The sequence below is a fragment of the Mycobacterium sp. shizuoka-1 genome, assembly GCF_002723835.1.
In the GTDB taxonomy this organism is placed as follows: domain Bacteria; phylum Actinomycetota; class Actinomycetes; order Mycobacteriales; family Mycobacteriaceae; genus Mycobacterium.
Map to the genome: position 1 here is coordinate 53889 of NZ_BEWG01000006.1, position 16731 is coordinate 70619.

Here is a 16731-nt window from a genome sequence, read left to right on the forward strand (position 1 = left end):
GGCTTACTCGACCTTTGTCTGCGAGAGTTCAATCTCGGCAACTGCCGAAGAACTCCAGTAGCAGCGCGGCCAGCGCCTCGGGCTGCTCGATCTGTGGGCAGTGCCCGGCCCCCTCGACGACCGCCGAGCGGGCACCGGTGATCTGCCCGGCGATGGCTGCGGCCCACCCGGAAGGCAACAACTTGTCGGCCGCACCCTCGACCACCAGAACCGGGACACCGATGCGCTCGTAGGCCCGCGTGCTCGACGGGGTCGGCGGAGGCTGGAGCCCGGGCCGGCGAAACCGGGCTGCCGCCAACGCCTCCCACGCCCCGGGCGCGATGCTCGACTCATGGCGCCGCCGCACGTAGTCCTCGTCGGCGGGATAGGCCGGGTCGGCGAACAACGCTTCGACGATGGCCCGCATCCCCTCGACGGTGGCGTCGTACTCGTACAAAGCGGTGGTGTGCCGGTTCTTCTGGATCTCGCCACCACCGCAGATCGTGACCGCGCTGCGCACCGGCAGCACCGGCACCGCCGACGTCTGGTCCACCAACAGATTGATGGCCCCCATCGAGTTGCCGACGAAATGCGCGGAGTCGATACCCAGCAGGGCACAGAGCCGCGCGATATGCCGGATCCGCATCCCACGCCCGTCGACGAAGTCGACGACCTTGGCCGACTCCCCGAACCCCAGCATGTCCGGCGCCAGCACCCGATACTTCTGCGACAGCAACGGAATGAGCTTCTCCCAGCCGATTTCGGCGCTGACCCCGAATTCGCCGCCGTGCAGCAGGACGACCGGCTCGCCCTCCCCCGCCTCGAGAAAGTGGGTTGCCAATCCGTCGACGACGACCGTGCGATGGTGATAGCTCACTTGATCGCGATCGGGTTGACCGGCGAGCCGACCGCACCGGTGACCGACAGCGGCGGCGCGACGAGCTGAAATTCATAGCGGCCGTCGGCCGCGCAATCCGCGGCCAACTCGGTGAGGTTCCAGTACTCGCCCAACATCAGGCCCATGTCACGCAGGCACAGCATGTGCATCGGCAGGATCGCGCCGTCCACCGCCGACACCGGGTTCTCCACCATCAAGTTGTCGGCCGCGACCGCGGCGACCTGGTGGTCGGCCAGCCACGACGCGCAGGTCCAGTCCAGTCCCGCGCCGGGCTCGGAACCGTCCCGGGTATCCAGAAAGCGCGCCCACCAGCCGGTTCGGACCAGCACGATATCGCCAGGCTCGATGCTCACGCCCTGCGTCCTGGCCGCCTCGTCGAGTTCGGCCGGAGTGATCGGCTCGCCGAGTTCGCAGAACGTCGGCACGCCCCGCAACTTCACAATGTCCAGCAGCACACCGCGCGACGTGATGCCCTTGAGGACAACCTTGTCGATGCCGAGGTGGTAGGCGCCCAGGCTGGTCACCGAATCTGCCGGAAAGCCGTTGTACAGCTTGTCTTCGTAGTAGACGTGCGACAGCGCGTCCCATTGCGTGGCTGCCTGCAGCGGCATGATGATCATGTCGTCGTTGAAGCGCATCGGACCGGCCGTGCTGTAGCCGCTCAATTGCTTCGCCGCCGGGTTCTTCAGCCACGTGGGCCCGTATTTCATCAGCGTGTGCGCATCACCGCCGTCGATCGTCATCACATGGGTGGGGTTCTGCCGATACTGGAAAGCCCCCTGCGGGCCCGACGACCCGAAGTCGACGCCGAGCGGAAACACCGTGCCGTGCTGAACCGTCGCGGCTGCCTGGGCGACCTTCTCGGGAGTGATGAAGTTCAGCGTGCCGAGCTCGTCGTCGTCGCCCCACCGGCCCCAGTTACGGACGTCGTCGGCAACCCGGCGGAAATCGCTCATACTGTCCACGCGGTCATCCCTTCTCGTAATCGGCGGCTTGCCGTGCCGCGATGGTGCCGCCATCGGCCCAGACGACCTGTCCGGTGATGTATCCGGCGGCCCGGCTGCCCAGGAACACCAGCACTGCGGCCTGCTCGGCCGGGTTCGACACTCGTCCCAGCGGTTTGGGGATGTCGTCGAGTCGGCCCTGGCCGTAGGCCGACCGCAACTGGTCGAGGATCGGGGTCTCGGTCACGCCCGGTCCGGTGCAGTTGATTCGAATACCTCTGGCGCCCAACGGGACAGCGCTGGTCACCGTGTAACCGATGATCGCCTCCTTGGACAGCCGGTAGCCGCCGTCGGCCAGTGCTTCGGGATGGTCGTGACACCATACGATGCCGTCGGCCATCGACCCGGTCGCCAGCAGACCGGCCGCCTGCGGCAGATTGTCACGGTAGTTCGCCGCAGCCAGCGAGGACACACAAACGACCGAGGAGCCCGAAACGAGCTTGGGCAACATCGCCTCGGTGAACTGCCGGGTGCCCAGGAAGTTGATCGTGACGACCAAGAGCGGATTGCCGATCCCCGACGACACCCCGGCCACGTTGAACAGCCCGTCGAGGGGACCGTCGAGCGTGGTCGCGGCGCGGTCGACGGAACCCGCATCGGCCAGGTCGATCTCGACGAACACGCTCAACTGCGCCGCGCCGGACGCCGGGGGTCGCACGTCAAGGCCGACCACCTCGGCGCCCAGATCGGAGAGCTGGCCGCACAGGTGCGCGCCGATGCCCGACGCGCAGCCGGTGACCACCACCCGGCGGCCGTCATAGCGCAGCAGATCGTCGATGTGGGCCACGTCTACTTGGCGGCTTCCCGCTTCTCCTTCTCCAACTGCGCGGCCTTGACCCGGCCCTCGTTGATCTCGGCCATCGCCTCGGGAATCTCACCGGCGGTGAACTTGTCGCGGCCGGTCGGCAATCCGCCGAAGGCGTAGGTCTCGTCGAACATCGCTGCCTCCGAGGGCCGTCGGCGCGCCTCGACCTTCTCGATCACCGGCTCCAGGCGCTTGGCCTTGTCCGCGACGGCCTTGGCATCCCGCTCGATGAATTCGGGCAGGATCTCCTTGCCCATGATCTCGATGGACTCCATCGTGCCTTCGTGGCTGCGCGGGTTGAGCAGCAGGATGATCTCGTCGACACCGCTGGCCTCGTAGCCGCGCAGAAACTCGCGCACGGTCCCGGGCGAGCCGATGGCCCCGCGGCCCGGGCCGTAGGCCAGCGTCGGATCCTCCTTGACGGCCTCCTGGTAGCGTTCCCAGACCTTGGTCCGACCGGGGGTGTGCATACCGGTCAGGTAGTAGTGCATGATGCCGAACGAGAAGAAGCCGCCGCCGATGCCGATCCGCGCCAGGGCCTCCTCGTCGGTCTTGGCCACCATCATCGACAGGTCGCCGCCGATGGCCAGGATGTTCGGGTTGATCGCGGGAGTGATCGGCGCGCCTTGCTCCGCGAAGTCGCGGTAGTAGCCGTCGACCCGCTCCTTGAGCGCCTCCGGGCCGGTATAGGCGAAGCTCAGCGCCCCGATGGCTTTCTGCGCGGCCATCTCGACCGACGAGGGGCGGGTGCAGGCCACCCACACCGGCGGGTGCGGCTTCTGCAGCGGTTTGGGAACCACGTTGCGGGGCGGCATTTCGACATGCTCGCCCTTGAACCCGCTGAACGGCTCTTCGGTCATACAGCGGATCGACACCTCGAGTGCCTCTTCCCACTGGGCACGTTTGTCCGCGGGGTCGACGTTGAAGCCGCCGAGCTCGGCCACCGACGAACCCTCACCGGTGCCGTATTCCACCCTGCCGTTGGACAGGTGGTCGAGGGTGGCGACGCGTTCGGCGATGCGGGCCGGCGGGTTGATGGCGGGCAGCAGGTGCATCACGCCGAAGCCGAGCCGGATGTCCTTCGTGCGCTGGCTGGCCGCGGCCAGAAACATCTCCGGCGCGGTGGAGTGGCAGTACTCCTCGAGAAAGTGATGCTCGGTGAGCCACACGGTGGAGAAGCCGGCTTTGTCCGCCAGTTCCACCTCGTCGAGGCCGTGCTGGAAGAGCTGGTGCTCGTCGTCCTCCGACCACGGCCGCGGCAGCGGAAATTCGTAGAACAGCGAGATTTTCATGCGGTTACCTCTCGATCGGAATTGTGGGAGATGTGTTCTGCGGCGACGTATCCGAACGTCATCGCGGGTCCGATGGTGGCGCCGGCACCGGCGTAGCTGCGGCCCATCACCGCGGCCGAGGCGTTCCCGGTGGCGTAGAGCCCGTCGATGACGCTGCCGTCCTCCCGCAGCACCCGGGCGTGCTCGTCGGTGAGCAACCCGCCGGAGGTGCCCAGATCGCCGAGGATGATCTGGAAGGCCAGATACGGGGCCTTGCCCAGTGGTGCCAGATTGGGGTTGGGCAGTGTCGGGTCGCCGTAGTAGTTGTCGTACGCGCTGTCGCCACGGTTGAAGTCGTCGTCGTGGCCCTTGCGGGCGAGTTCGTTGAACCGCGCCGCCGTGCGCTGCAACTCGTCCGCCGGAACACCGATCTTGGCCGCCAACTCGGTGAAGCTGTCGGCGGCCTTGACGATCCCGGAGTCCAGCCAGGCTTTCGGCAGCGCGCGCCCGGTGGGCACCGGAGCGAACGGGACTCTCGGGATGGGCAGGTGCCCGCCGACGACGTAACGGTGGAACGAAGCGATGTCGGTGACCAGCCAACACGGAATGTGCGTAACGCCGGAGCGCTGGCCCTCGATCATGGCGTGCGCGAAATCCATATACGGCGCGGCTTCGTTGATGAAGCGCCTGCCCGCGCCGTTGACCACGAACTGGGCCGGCATCATCCGCTCGTTGAGCATGAACTGCAGCCGCCCGTCCGGCCAGCACATGGCCGGAAACCACCACGCCTCGTCGAGCAGATCGGTGGCGGCACCCACCTTCTGCCCCGCCCGGATGCCGTCGCCGGTGGCCGCGGGGTTGCCGAAGCTCCAGTCTTTCTCCAGCTCTGGAAGGTGCTCGCGGCGCCAGGCCATATCGTGATCGAACCCACCGGAGGCGACGATCACCCCGCGGCGGGCGGCGACCCGCATCGGCTCGCCGTCGCGTTCGACGACGGCGCCGACGACCCGCCCATCCACGTCGGTGATCAGTTCGGTCATCGGCGCCGACAGCCACAGCGGGATGTCTTTCTCCTTGAGCGCCAGCCGCATCCGCGCCATCAATGATTGCCCGATCGCGGCCATCCGGTCGCCGAACACCCGGGCCCGGAACATCCGCCAGATCAGCTTGAGCAACACGGCTTTGCCCCGCCAGTTCTGCCGAACCTGGTAGAACAAACGAAGGTCCTTGGGGGCGAACCAGATCCCCTTCGGAGCCAACGCAAGCGGCGCGAGCAGGTTCTGCTCCTCCTCGCCGAGCTTGCGCAGGTCGATCTCGGGCACGTTGCTGGTGCTGCCACGTTCAGAGCCGCCGGGCAGCTCCGGGTAGTAGTCGGCATAGCCTGGCTTCCAGACGAATTCGAACCAGCTGCTGGACTTCTCGAGAAAGTCCATCATCTCCGGTGCGGTGTCGACGTAGACGCGCAGACGCTCGTCGCTGACCAGGCCGCCGGTGATGGTCTTGAGGTAGGTGAACACGCCGTCCGGATCGGGCGTGTACCCGGCTCTACGTTGTGACGGTGCACCGGGAACCCAGATACCCCCGCCGGAAAGAGCCGACGATCCGCCGAATTTGGCCGACTTCTCCACGACCAGGGTGTCCAAACCCAAGGCATGGGCGCGTAGAGCGGCCGTCATCCCGCCCGCTCCGGAACCGATGACGAGGACATCGACGCAGTGATCGAACTGGTCGCTCATGCCCTGACCGCCGTCCGGATCGCGAAGCCCGCGATCAGCTCGGGAGCGGCGCGGTAGTAGCGCTGCTGTGTCTGGTAGTCACCCTGGGCCGCCAGTGTTGCGAATGCTGCCACCCAGGTACGGATCTCGTGTGCCGAGTTGCCGGCCTCACGAGCGATCCAGTCATTGGTCCAGGCATCGACCTCGGCCAATCGGTTGGTGTCGATCAGGTCCAGCAGGGCCCGGTCCCAGTCCGGGTTCAGCGGCTGCAGCGTGCTGTGGCCGTGCGCGAAGTCGTGGGCCGCGGCGATCACGGCCTGCTGCCGCGCCGCCCGTCCCTCCGCCGTCATCGGCGCCCCGCCGACAATGCGCTCCAGCGCGGCCGGCGGTGCCGTCGCCAACGTCGGAACCGGTGGATCATGCGACAGGCCACCGGATCCGAGGACCAGCACACGCTTGTCCAGCCTGCCCAGGTAGTCGCCGATCGCAGTGCCTAGGGCCCGGGTGCGCTTGAGCGGCGCCAGCGGCGTGGCCACCGAGTTGATGAACACCGGGATCACCGGTCGGGACGTGACATCCCCGAAGAGCACCTCGAGCGGTTGAACGGTGCCGTGGTCGACGTCCATCGCCGCCGAGAGCGCCACGTCGACACCGGCGTCCCATGCCGCGGCGGCCATCTCGTTGGCGAGATCAGCCGGCACGCTGAGCGGCCCGGCGTAGGTGTCGTAGTCGCCGACGCCGGAAGCCGCGGTGCCGATACAGAACGGCGGCATCAACCGGTAGAAGAATCCGTTGTAATGGTCCGGCGAGAAGACGACCACGAGTTCGGGATCGAAGTCCGTGACGAACGTCCGGACATCGGCGAGTTGGCCGTTGATGTCATCAAGCAGTTCCACCGACGGGCCGGGCAGGTTCAGCAGCGGACTGTGCGACATGCAGCAGAGGGCCAGTGGCATCGGTGCCTCCCGGGATGAGAGTGAGCTTGTCGAGCAGCGCGGCGCTCAGCTCTGGTGTGCGTTGAGCAATGCAGGCGCCGGCGATGCAGCGATCTGGGCGCAGGAACATCACGGACTCTTCGTGGACGTCGAACCAGGCTTTCAGCGCCCCGGTCCGGTCGCCGACCACGATGACATCGGGGTCGTCGTGTCCGGTCCATTGCAGCTGGGTGATCGGGCGAAGCGCCACGAAGACCGCTCCGAGCGCCTTCCAATCGGCAAAAGCTCTCTCCCCCAGCAGTTGCCGGGGATTGTTGCTCCAGCACACGAACGCGAACCATGGGCCGATCACATCGTCGAGTAGCACGTTCCGCCTGTCACGGGTGTCCACCCGCGGCTGGATGAACAGTGTGCCGACCGCGGACGACGGTGACTGCGGCTCGTTGTGCACCACCGCGCCCTGTTCGTAGCGCGGCATTGGCTTGAAACGCATCTCGAGTACGTAGCGCTTCAGCGTGGGCACCAGGGAGGCCGCCCGGATCACGACATCACGTGCGGTCGCGACCTGACGATTGGTCGGCGAGATGACTTTGCCGACGGTGGTCGACAGGTCGATCATGGCGCGGGCGTGCTTGCGGCGCTCGACGTCGTAGGTGTCCAACAACGCGTCGCGGGCTTGCCCGTTGACCACTGCGGCCAGTTTCCAGCCGAGGTTGGCCGCATCGCGGATGCCGCTGTTGTAACCCTGCCCCTGCCAGACCGGCATCAGGTGGGCGGCATCCCCCGCGATCAGAATGCGGCCCTTGCGAAACGAACTCGCGATTCGGGAGTGGTGGGTGTACAGCCGGCGCCGGATGATGTCGACCTTCTCCGGATAGGGCACCAGCCGGGACAGCATCCGCGACACGAACGCCGGATCCTGCGCCAGTTCGTCGGATTCGTGGGCGTGGATCAGGAACTCGAATCGGCGGATGCCGTGGGCGATGGAGATCGAGACGTAGGGCCGTGCAGGATCGGCGCCGACCTCGCTGTTGGGGTGGCCCAGCGGGTCGTTGGCGATATCCACCACCAGCCATCGGGTCGATGACGTCGTGCCGTCGAACGACACCCCCATCATCCGCCTGGTGGCGCTGCGCCCGCCGTCGCAACCGACGACGTAGCGGGCGTTGACCTCTCGCGTCGCGGAGCCGGGCGGTGACAACTCCACGGTGACGCCGTCAGCGCTTTCGGCGATCGACGTCATCGGGTGACCCCAGGCGACTTCGACGTGGTCGAATCGACCCAGGCCCTTGTAGAGCTCGGCGTCGACCAACGGCTGCACGAAGCCGTTGCGCTTGGGCCAGCCGAAACGCGCATCGGGCGGCGCCATCTCGGCCAGCAGCCGGCGTTTGCCGTCGTAGAACCGCAGGATCTGGTTGGGCACGGTATGCGGCAGGACGGCATCGACCAGCCCGATGGACTGGAAGGTGCGCAGGCTTTCGTCGTCGAGGCCCACCCCGCGCGGGTAGTCGATCAGCGCGTCGCGCTCGTCGACCACGAGCGTGCGGACCCCTTGTACGCCGAGGGCGTTGGCCAGGGTGAGGCCGACGGGGCCGGCCCCCACCACGACGACGTCGACAGTCATGGTCATCGTCCCAGCAGGAAGTCGATGTGCAGGCGGTCGAATGCCTTGGCGTCCTCGTACTGCGGCCAGTGCCCGCAGCCCTCCATGACCTCGAATCGAGCGCCCGGGATCATCCCGGAGATCCGGCGACCCTCGCTGACATCGGCGGTCGGGTCGTCGCTCGTCCACAGCACCAGCGTCGGCGCCGTGATCGCCCCGTAGTCGCTGGGGCTCATCAGGTTCCGCGCCCGGATCTCGGGATCCTGCAACGCCATGATGTCGCGCATCGCGCCGACGAAGCCCGGCTGCCGGTACACCCGCTGCCTGCTGGCCACAATGTCGTCGTAGCCCTTGGACTTGTCGGCCATCAGCCAGGTGATCCTGGCCTGGACGGTCTCCCAGCTCGGGTTCTCTGCGGCGGCCATCGACAGCGTGATGATTCGCTTCATGACCTCCGGGTCGGCCTGCGAGCCACCGGCGGTGTTGAGCACCAGCCGTTCGATCCGGTCGGGGTGATCGACGGCGAAGCGCGACGCCACCCATCCGCCGAGTGACTCACCGGAGATGTGCGCATGCGACACCCCGATCGCATCGAGGAAAGCCGTGAGGTGCCCGACGTAGTGCGGGATCTCCAACGGGTGCCCGGGCTTGTCGGTGTAGCCGTGCCCGAGCATGTCGATCGCCCAGGTGGAGAAGTGTTCAGCGTGCGACTCGAGATTGCGGACGTACGCCTCGGCATGCCCGCCGGATCCATGCAACAGCACCAGGGTGGGGCTGTCGCGGTGGCCGGCGTGCAGATAGCGGGTGCGCACTCCCCCGGCGTCCAGATAACCCTGCGAGAACGCCACGCCCTGCAGATCGCTCCAGACGCTTTCGAACTCCGGCACCCCGTGGCCCCAATCCTCGGTGATAATGACATTCTCGTTTTTTGTAAGCGGTATGTGTAATTATTGAACTATGGTGTGCGATAGTTTAAGAGCATCACTCTCGGGTGCGGTCTGTCAAGGCGCTTCGGGGTGGTTCGCACCCGCTTTCGCATAGCCACCACGGGGACGACATGACACAGACACCCACCGAGAGCCCGGTCACCGCGGCGCCGGGGTCGCAGACTCTGGCCCGCGGCCTGCATGCATTGCAGCTGGTGGCGGCTACCAAGGATGGGTTGACCATCCAGCAGGTCGCCGATCAGATCGGGGTTCACCGAACCATCGCCTACCGGTTGCTCAGCACCTTGGCCTCCTACCGGTTGATCGCCAAGGCCGAGGACGGACGGTTTCGGGCCGCGGCGGGACTTGCGGCACTGGGCGCCTCGTTCGACAACAACATCCGGGAGTTGAGCCTGCCGACGCTGCGCGGACTCGCCGACAAACTCGGCACCACGGTGTCGCTGCTGGTCGCCGAGGGCGCCGAACAGGTCGCGATCGCGGTCATCGTGCCGACGCGGGTGTCCTATCAACTGTCGTTCCACGAGGGCAGCCGCTATCCGCTGGACCGGGGCGCGGCCGGCATCGCACTTCTGGCCAGCATGGCGCCGCAGCCCGGTGAACGGCCGTTGGTCACCCGGGCGCGCGAACAGGGTTGGATCATCACCTATGCCGAGGTCGAGCCAAACACCTACGGCCTGGCAGTCCCGGTACACCGGCCGCCGGGGTCCCCACACACCTGCATCAACCTGATCTCACACCGCGAAGACATCGTGCTCCACGGCCGGGAAGCGGCTATCGCGGCGGCCCAACGTCTTTCGGTCGTCCTGAGTTAAGCACCCCGCTGAACTGGGCAAATACCCGGCCGACCGCTTGACACTGTGCGATCGACGTCGTTAGCGTGACAACAACGAACATGTGCGTTCGATAATTGCACACCAATATCAGTGTGCGGCAACAGGAGTGAGGAGCCGTCGATGACGCACACCTGGGATCGGGAATGCGACGTCGTGGTGCTGGGGACCGGGGCTGCCGGCCTGACCGCCGCGCTGACCGCCGCCAGCAACGGTGCCTCGGTCGCGGTCTTCGAGAAGTCGGCGACGGTCGGTGGCACCACCGCGGTCTCGGGCGGCATCGTCTGGATTCCAGCGCACAACCGCGCCGCCGGCGGCGAACTCGGCGTCGACGATGCCCTGAAATATCTTGCCGCCCAATCATTGGGAGCGATGGATCACGATCTGGTCGAGACCTTCGTGCGCACCGGTCCGGACATGCTGGACTACATCGAGGCGCATAGTGCGCTGCGCTTCGACGTGGCCGAGGGCTTCCCGGACTACAAGCCCGAATTGCCCGGCGGGCAACCGGGCGGCGGCCGGTCATTACACGCCAGGCCGTTCGATCTGGCCGCGATCGGCGAATGGGCTTCGCGCATCACGGCATTTCCCATCGACTTCAGCAATGTGGGCATCGATGCCGAGACGCGGGCCCGCATCCACGCTGCCGTCGACGATCTGGACGGCGACTACTGCGTCGCGGGCACCGCACTGATCGCGGGCCTCCTCAAGGGCCTGCTCGACCTCGGCGTCACGCCGGTGACCGAAGCCCGTGGGGTCGAGCTGATCGGATCCGCGGACGGCATCACCGGCGTGCGGATCAGCCACGGCGGCAACGATGTTCTGGTCCGCGCACACAACGCCGTCATTCTGGGCACCGGCGGCTTCGAATGGGATGCCGATCTGGTCGAAGCCTTCTTGCGCGGACCGTTGCGCGGCCCGGTCTCCCCGCCGAACAACACCGGCGACGGCCTGCGGATGGCCATGGCGCACGGCGCGGACCTGGCGAACATGGGTGAGGCCTGGTGGGTGCCGGTCATCCAGATCCCCGGTGACACGCTGGGCGGTCGGCCGCGCAGCCGCAGCGTGCGACTGGAGCGGACCCGGCCCCGCAGCATCATCGTCAACCGGGCCGGCAAGCGCTTCCTCAACGAGGCGGGCGAGTACAACGCGATGTCCGGGCCGTTCCACCAGCTCGACCCGCGCCTGGGCTACGTCAACGACCCGGCCTGGATCGTCTTCGACGACCAGCACCTGAAGCGGTACGGATTCCTGGGCGTCGAACCGGGCGGCGAGGCGCCGGATTGGTTCAACAAATCCGCGACATTGGCCGAGCTGGAATCCAAGACCGGCATCGACGCCGACGGGTTGGATACCACCCTGGCCGCGTGGAACACCGCCGTCGCCGACGAGGTGGACCCCGAATTCGGCCGTGGCGCAAGCGCCTACGACGGGTACTGGGGCGACACCACTGCGGCCACCCCGGCCCTGCAGACCCTCGGACCGCTGGACACGCCGCCGTACTATGCCGTTCCAGTCGGGATCGGCGCGATGGGCACGAAAGGCGGCCCACGCACCGACCGCGACGGCCGGGTGTTGCATGTCAGCGGGGCCCCCATTCCCGGGCTGTTCGCGGCGGGCAACGCGATGGCCGGCGTGACCGGCCGGGCCTACGGCGGAGCGGGCGGCACGCTGGGGCCTGCGATGGTCTTCGGCTACCGGGCGGGCCTGGCGGCGTCTTCTCGTTGACACCGCACTGAGAGCGACGATGTCGGCGCAACTGCGCTCTCAGTGCGGTCTCAATCCTGCTGTGGATAGCTGACAGCGCGATTCTGCATCATTTGACACGCTGCCAACCGTGGCGCAGGTGTTCATCGGCAGTGAGGCGTTGGCGGGAGGCAGCGTGACCAAATACGACTTGCGGGCGCGCTATCGGCGCGTGCTCCCGAATGTCTACGCCCCCAAGGACGCACCGTTGTCCCTGCACGACCGGATGGCCGCGACGTGGTTGTGGTCGCGGCGCGAGGGCGTCATCTGCGGTGTCGCGGCCTCCGCCCTACACGGCGCGAGATGGGTCGACGATGACCTTGACGTCGATGTGAACTGGCCAGGCCGCAAGTCTCAGCCCGGCGTCCAAGTCCACGAGGACTCGCTTTTCGCCGCCGAGATCGGTTCGCGGCGGGGCATTCCCGTCACCAGCATTGCGCGCACCGCCTTCGACCTGGCGCGCCGCGGCCCGGCTGGCCGCGCTGTCGAGCGGCTTGACGCGCTGGCTGCCGCCACCCACTTCGCCGTCGGCGATGTGCTCGAGGTTGCGCAGAACCATCCTCACGTCAAAGGTCTGCGCAGGGTCGACCAACTGCTCCAGCTGGTCGACGCCGGGGCACAGTCGCCGCGCGAGACCTGGCTACGACTGCTGTTGATGGATGCCGGATTTCCGCGGCCGGAGACTCAGATACCGGTGGTCAGACCCGGCGGCTACTCGCACTACTTCCTCGACATGGGCTGGCGCCAAGTGATGGTCGCCGTCGAGTACGACGGTGAGCAGCATCGCCTCGAGCGCAGCATCTACGACGGCGACCTGATCCGATCGGAGTACCTCGCTCACGTGGGCTGGCGTCGCATCAGGGTGATCGCCGGTCACCGTAAGACCGACATCATCCGGCGCGTCCGCCAAGCCTGGCCTTGACACCGCACTGAGAGCGACGATGTCGGCGAAACTGCGCTCTCAGTGCGGTCTCAACGCAAACCCTTGCGCACCAGGTACTTCTGCACCTTGCCGCTGGCCGTACGCGGATAGTCGCTGACCTCGTGCAGTTCCTCGGGCCACTTCTGCCGCGCTGCCCCGCGGCTCTCGAAATGGGCGCGAACCTCCTCGAGCGTGGGCATTGTGTGGCCCTCCCGAATACGCAGCACCGCGGCGGTGTGCTCGCCGAGTCGGACATCCGGTGCCGCGACCACCACGGCTTCGGCAACCGCGGGCATGCTCAGCAGGAGCTCTTCCACCTCGAGCGCGCTGATGTTCTCCCCGCCGCGGATGATGACGTCGGCCTTGCGGTCGGTGATGGTGAGGTACCCGTCGGAGTCGAGCACGCCGATGTCGCCGGTGTGGTACCACCCATCGGCGTCGAACGCGGTCTCGGTGAGTGCGTCATCGGTGTAGCCCAGGCAGAGATCCGGCCCGCGGGAGAGGATTTCGCCGTCCTCAGTCACTTTGAGCTCCACCCCGGGCCGGGCGTCACCGTCGGTGAGCAGCCGCTTGGCCTCCGGGGCGCTCGGGCGCGACCCGGTGATCGACGGATGCTCGGTGCTGCCGTAGGACCGGAAGACGAACACACCCAGATCGGCCAGCCGCCGTGTCACCGCGGCAGGCACCGTCGACCCGCCCAGGCCGACGTGCTTGATGCGGCTCATGTGCGACGGCGTGAACTCGGGGTGGTCGAGCAGACTGGTGACGAAGTACGGCGGGCCGCCGCCGATCGACATGCCCTCGGATTCCATCAATTCCAGCACCCGGCCCGGATCCCACACATCGGTCAGGTCGACCGGGGCGCCCTCCAGGACCGGGATCAGGAACGCCCCGACCATGCCGATGAAATGACCGACCGGGGTGGCGGTGATCTGCCTGCCGCGACCGGGCGGGTAGTTCTCCAGAAGCTGACGCGTTTCGAATCCCAGCGTCTGGTGGCTGTGAATCACCCCTTTGGGATCGCGCGTGGTTCCCGAGGTGAACGCGATGAGCGCAGGGCCGGCCGGATCGGTGTGCAACTCGCCGGTCATCGGCTCGTCGGCCAGGAGCCCCTCGAAGTCGGTCCCCACCAACCCGACGATCGGGATGTCGGCGCACAGGTCCGGCGCATACTTCATGTGGCCGAACTGCTCGGTGGTGATGAAGACCGTGGGTCGCGCCGTGGCAATGATGTGGGTGAGTTCCTTGCGGCCGTAGAAGTGCACGATCGGCACCACGACCGCCCCCAGAAAGGCCGACGCCCAGAACGTCACGGCGGCCTCGACCCAGTTCGGCAGCTGGAAGGCGATGACATCGCCGGGCCCGACACCGCGGGCGCGCAATCCGGCGGCCAGTCGACGCGCGGCGACCTCCACGTCGCGGAACGTTCCGCGGAACGGCCGCACCGCCGAATGCACCCAGAACCCTGTGTCGGGGTTGGCGGTCAGTCCGCGGGCGAGAAGCTCACCGAGCGTATCCGGCGTCCACCAGCCTTCCTCGATGTAGCGTTCGCTCAGCTCAACCGGGATATTCCTCACCTGCAGCACCTCCGCATGGCGATGCTATTCTCCGTGACCGAGAATGCCAATATCAAAATTGGAGAACCAATCATGGTCGATGTCGAATGGAGCGACGGGCTCGTGGTCCTCACGATCGACCGGCCGCACGCCCGCAATGCGATCGCGTTGTCCACGATGGCCGAGCTCGAGGAAGCGCTCGACGCCGCGGCCGGTGCCCGAGCGATGGTGATCCGCGGCGGCGGTGACCGGGCGTTCGTGTCCGGCGGTGACCTCAAAGAACTCAGCGCGCTGCGCACCACAGAGGAGGCGGCCGCGATGGCGTCCCGGATGCGCGCGATCTGCGACCGGATCGCCGGCTTTCCGGCTCCGGTCATCGCCGCGCTCAACGGACATGCCCTCGGCGGTGGGGCCGAGGTCGCCGTCGCCGCCGACATCCGGGTGGCCGCCGACGACGTGAGGATCGGCTTCAATCAGGTCTCGCTGGAGATCATGCCGGCCTGGGGCGGCGCCGAGCGGTTGGCGGCGCTGGTCGGCGCGGGCAAGGCTCTGCTGCTGGCCGGATCGGGCACGGTGCTCACCGCCGACGAGGCGCGGCGGTACGGCCTGATCGACAAGGTGGTGCCCCGCGCCACTTTCGACGACGAATGGCGCACGCTGGCAAGGTCATTGGCCAACCGGCCGGCCGGCCACATCAAGCGGGTGATCGCGGGCGCGACTCCCGCCGAGGCCATCGCGTCGTTCGCCGAGCTCTGGGTGTCCGACGAGCACTGGGTCGCCGCGGACCGGGTGATGAACCGCGCCAAGCAAGCGAACTGAGCCATGGCCGAGCCGATCGGATGGGCCGACATCGAAGCCATCAAGGCGCTGAAGGCGCGCTATTGCCGCCTGCTCGACAACAAGGACTGGACCGCCTGGCGCGACATCTTCGCCGACGATTTCGTCAGTGACACCACTGCGTCCGGTGGAGTGCTCATCCGCGGCGCCGACGAATTCGTCGCGTTCATCCGCTCGACGTTGGGCAAGCCGTCACAACCCACTGTGCATCAGGTTCACGCGCCCGAGATCGAGTTGACGTCAGCGACGACCGCGGCCGGTGTCTGGGCACTCAACGACGTCGTGCGCCTGGCGCCTGGCGTGAACCTGCAGGGCTACGGGCATTACCACGAAACCTATTCCAAGACCGACGGCCAGTGGCGGATCGCGACGTCCACGCTGACCCGGCTGCGCGAAGACGTCTTCAATCCCTTTTTCTCCCTACGAATTTCACCGCGCCTGCGGGACGCCGCAGCGCGGCTGGCACGAAAGCGAGGCCTGGTGTGATGAGCCGCCAAACCGTGGTGATCACCGGGGCCTTCGGCCAGGTCGGCTCGCGCTGCGCACAGATTCTGCTGCAGCGCGGCCACACCGTGATCGCAACCGACCTGCATACCCCCGCATCCGTGGCGACTGCGGCGCGACTGGCCGGCGCGGGTCACCCCGGAACACTCGTCGAGGCGTATGCCGACCTGCTCGACGCCGAGGCCGTGGCGCGGATCCTGACCGAGCACCCACCCACCGCGATCGTGCATCTGGCAGCGATCTTCTCCCCGGTGTCCTACCGCAACCCGGCGCTGGCCCGACGGGTGAATGTCGAGGGCACCGCGACACTGGTGCGCGCCGCCGCCACACTGCCGGTGCCACCCATCGTGCTGCTGGCGTCCAGCGCCTCGGTGTACGGATCGCGCAACCCGTATCGCCATCCCGAGCTGATCACCCCGCAGACTCCGGTCAACCCGATCGACCAATACGGCGAGGACAAGGTGCTCGCAGAACGAGTGATCGCCGACAGCGGCTTGCCCTACGCGATGCTGCGACTGGCCGGTGTCATCTCCCCTGACGCCGCGGGGACCATGAACAGCGACTACCTGGTGCTGATGCGGGCGACGCCGGGAGACAACCGGCTGCACACCGTGGACGCCCGCGATGTCGGCCTCGCGTTCGCCAATGCCGTCGAACGTGCCGAGGCCGTGGCGGGCAAGGTGCTGCTGATCGGCGGCGACGAAACCCATCTGCACACCCATCGCGACGTCGAGGACGACATGATGACGGCGATGGGCCTGGGTCGGCTGGGCCCGAGCGCCAGTCTGCCCGGCGATCCCGGCGACGAGCGGGGCTGGAGCTTCACCGGGTGGTACGACACCACCGAATCGCAAGCGCTGCTGGGCTTTCAACAGCAATCCTGGCCTGAGACGGTGGCCTGGGTGGCGCAGTCGCAGAGCCGCGCTCTGCGCTCCGCGCTCCGCCTCGCCGGGCCGGTCGTCCGCCCCGCGCTGCGGCTGCTCCTGGCCGCCCAGCGGCGTCGGGAAGGCCGCGGCCGCTATGCCGACCCGTGGACCTTCATCGCCGCGAAGTACGGCCCCGGGGTGCTGGCCGGCGGCGTTCACCCGCGGCCCTAGGTGTAACTCCCAGACAGGTTGTGAACGGCGTGGTGAGCGGAAGTAGGTGAGGACCTCCGGTATCGGTGTGGTTACCAAACAC

At 67.3% G+C, this 16731-nt stretch carries 15 protein-coding genes; 6 read left to right on the forward strand and 9 right to left on the reverse strand.

Annotation, left to right across the window (positions count from 1 at the left end; genetic code table 11):
• Positions 1-28 precede the first annotated feature (28 nt).
• From MSZK_RS01390 to MSZK_RS01425, 8 genes are read right to left on the reverse strand one after another with little or no spacing between them, the layout of a single operon-like run.
• Complete coding sequence (locus MSZK_RS01390) at positions 29-856, reverse strand: alpha/beta fold hydrolase (protein ID WP_099244079.1); 828 nt, start codon at positions 854-856, stop codon at positions 29-31.
• Positions 853-1833 carry a cyclase family protein gene (locus tag MSZK_RS01395; RefSeq protein ID WP_371411269.1) on the reverse strand — a complete coding sequence of 327 codons (981 nt, stop codon included), beginning with the start codon at positions 1831-1833 and terminating at the stop codon, positions 853-855. The genes MSZK_RS01390 and MSZK_RS01395 overlap by 4 nt, the downstream gene beginning before the upstream one ends.
• A gap of 13 nt (positions 1834-1846) precedes the next feature.
• On the reverse strand, positions 1847-2668 hold the full coding sequence (locus MSZK_RS01400; RefSeq protein WP_099244083.1) for a coniferyl-alcohol dehydrogenase: 822 nt from the start codon (positions 2666-2668) through the stop codon (positions 1847-1849).
• Positions 2669-2670: 2 nt separating this feature from the next.
• A complete protein-coding gene (locus MSZK_RS01405; protein ID WP_099244085.1) occupies positions 2671-3978 on the reverse strand; it encodes an LLM class flavin-dependent oxidoreductase in 1308 nt (435 codons plus the stop codon).
• The gene (locus MSZK_RS01410) at positions 3975-5693 is read right to left on the reverse strand and encodes an FAD-binding protein (protein WP_099244087.1); all 1719 of its coding nucleotides are present in this window, start codon (positions 5691-5693) and stop codon (positions 3975-3977) included. The genes MSZK_RS01405 and MSZK_RS01410 overlap by 4 nt, the downstream gene beginning before the upstream one ends.
• Entirely contained in the window at positions 5690-6607 is a 918-nt protein-coding gene (locus MSZK_RS01415; protein ID WP_233211062.1) for a 3-carboxyethylcatechol 2,3-dioxygenase, read from the reverse strand. Before MSZK_RS01415 ends, MSZK_RS01410 begins: the two co-directional genes overlap by 4 nt.
• The gene (locus MSZK_RS01420) at positions 6555-8237 is read right to left on the reverse strand and encodes a bifunctional 3-(3-hydroxy-phenyl)propionate/3-hydroxycinnamic acid hydroxylase (RefSeq protein WP_099244091.1); all 1683 of its coding nucleotides are present in this window, start codon (positions 8235-8237) and stop codon (positions 6555-6557) included. Before MSZK_RS01420 ends, MSZK_RS01415 begins: the two co-directional genes overlap by 53 nt.
• A complete protein-coding gene (locus MSZK_RS01425; protein ID WP_099244093.1) occupies positions 8234-9097 on the reverse strand; it encodes an alpha/beta fold hydrolase in 864 nt (287 codons plus the stop codon). The genes MSZK_RS01420 and MSZK_RS01425 overlap by 4 nt, the downstream gene beginning before the upstream one ends.
• Before the next feature lie 170 nt (positions 9098-9267).
• Between MSZK_RS01425 and MSZK_RS01430 the strand changes: the two genes are divergently transcribed.
• From MSZK_RS01430 to MSZK_RS01440, 3 genes are all read left to right on the forward strand, one after another.
• The gene (locus MSZK_RS01430) at positions 9268-9969 is read left to right on the forward strand and encodes an IclR family transcriptional regulator (RefSeq protein ID WP_099244095.1); all 702 of its coding nucleotides are present in this window, start codon (positions 9268-9270) and stop codon (positions 9967-9969) included.
• 141 nt (positions 9970-10110) lie between these two features.
• Positions 10111-11715 carry an FAD-dependent oxidoreductase gene (locus MSZK_RS01435; RefSeq protein ID WP_099244108.1) on the forward strand — a complete coding sequence of 535 codons (1605 nt, stop codon included), beginning with the start codon at positions 10111-10113 and terminating at the stop codon, positions 11713-11715.
• Between the two features lie 109 nt (positions 11716-11824).
• Positions 11825-12655 carry a hypothetical protein gene (locus MSZK_RS01440; RefSeq protein ID WP_099244097.1) on the forward strand — a complete coding sequence of 277 codons (831 nt, stop codon included), beginning with the start codon at positions 11825-11827 and terminating at the stop codon, positions 12653-12655.
• A gap of 50 nt (positions 12656-12705) precedes the next feature.
• On the opposite strand, the gene MSZK_RS01445 is transcribed toward MSZK_RS01440, so the two are convergent.
• Complete coding sequence (locus MSZK_RS01445) at positions 12706-14232, reverse strand: AMP-binding protein (protein ID WP_099244110.1); 1527 nt, start codon at positions 14230-14232, stop codon at positions 12706-12708.
• A 72-nt stretch (positions 14233-14304) separates the two neighbouring features.
• On the opposite strand from MSZK_RS01445, the gene MSZK_RS01450 reads away from it, so the two are divergent.
• From MSZK_RS01450 to MSZK_RS01460, 3 genes are read left to right on the forward strand one after another with little or no spacing between them, the layout of a single operon-like run.
• The gene (locus tag MSZK_RS01450) at positions 14305-15030 is read left to right on the forward strand and encodes an enoyl-CoA hydratase/isomerase family protein (RefSeq protein ID WP_099244112.1); all 726 of its coding nucleotides are present in this window, start codon (positions 14305-14307) and stop codon (positions 15028-15030) included.
• Positions 15031-15033: 3 nt separating this feature from the next.
• A complete protein-coding gene (locus tag MSZK_RS01455; protein ID WP_099244100.1) occupies positions 15034-15534 on the forward strand; it encodes a nuclear transport factor 2 family protein in 501 nt (166 codons plus the stop codon).
• Positions 15534-16649: an NAD(P)-dependent oxidoreductase gene (locus MSZK_RS01460; protein ID WP_099244102.1), complete on the forward strand. Its 1116-nt coding sequence runs from the start codon at positions 15534-15536 to the stop codon at positions 16647-16649. Before MSZK_RS01455 ends, MSZK_RS01460 begins: the two co-directional genes overlap by 1 nt.
• Positions 16650-16731: the final 82 nt, after the last annotated feature.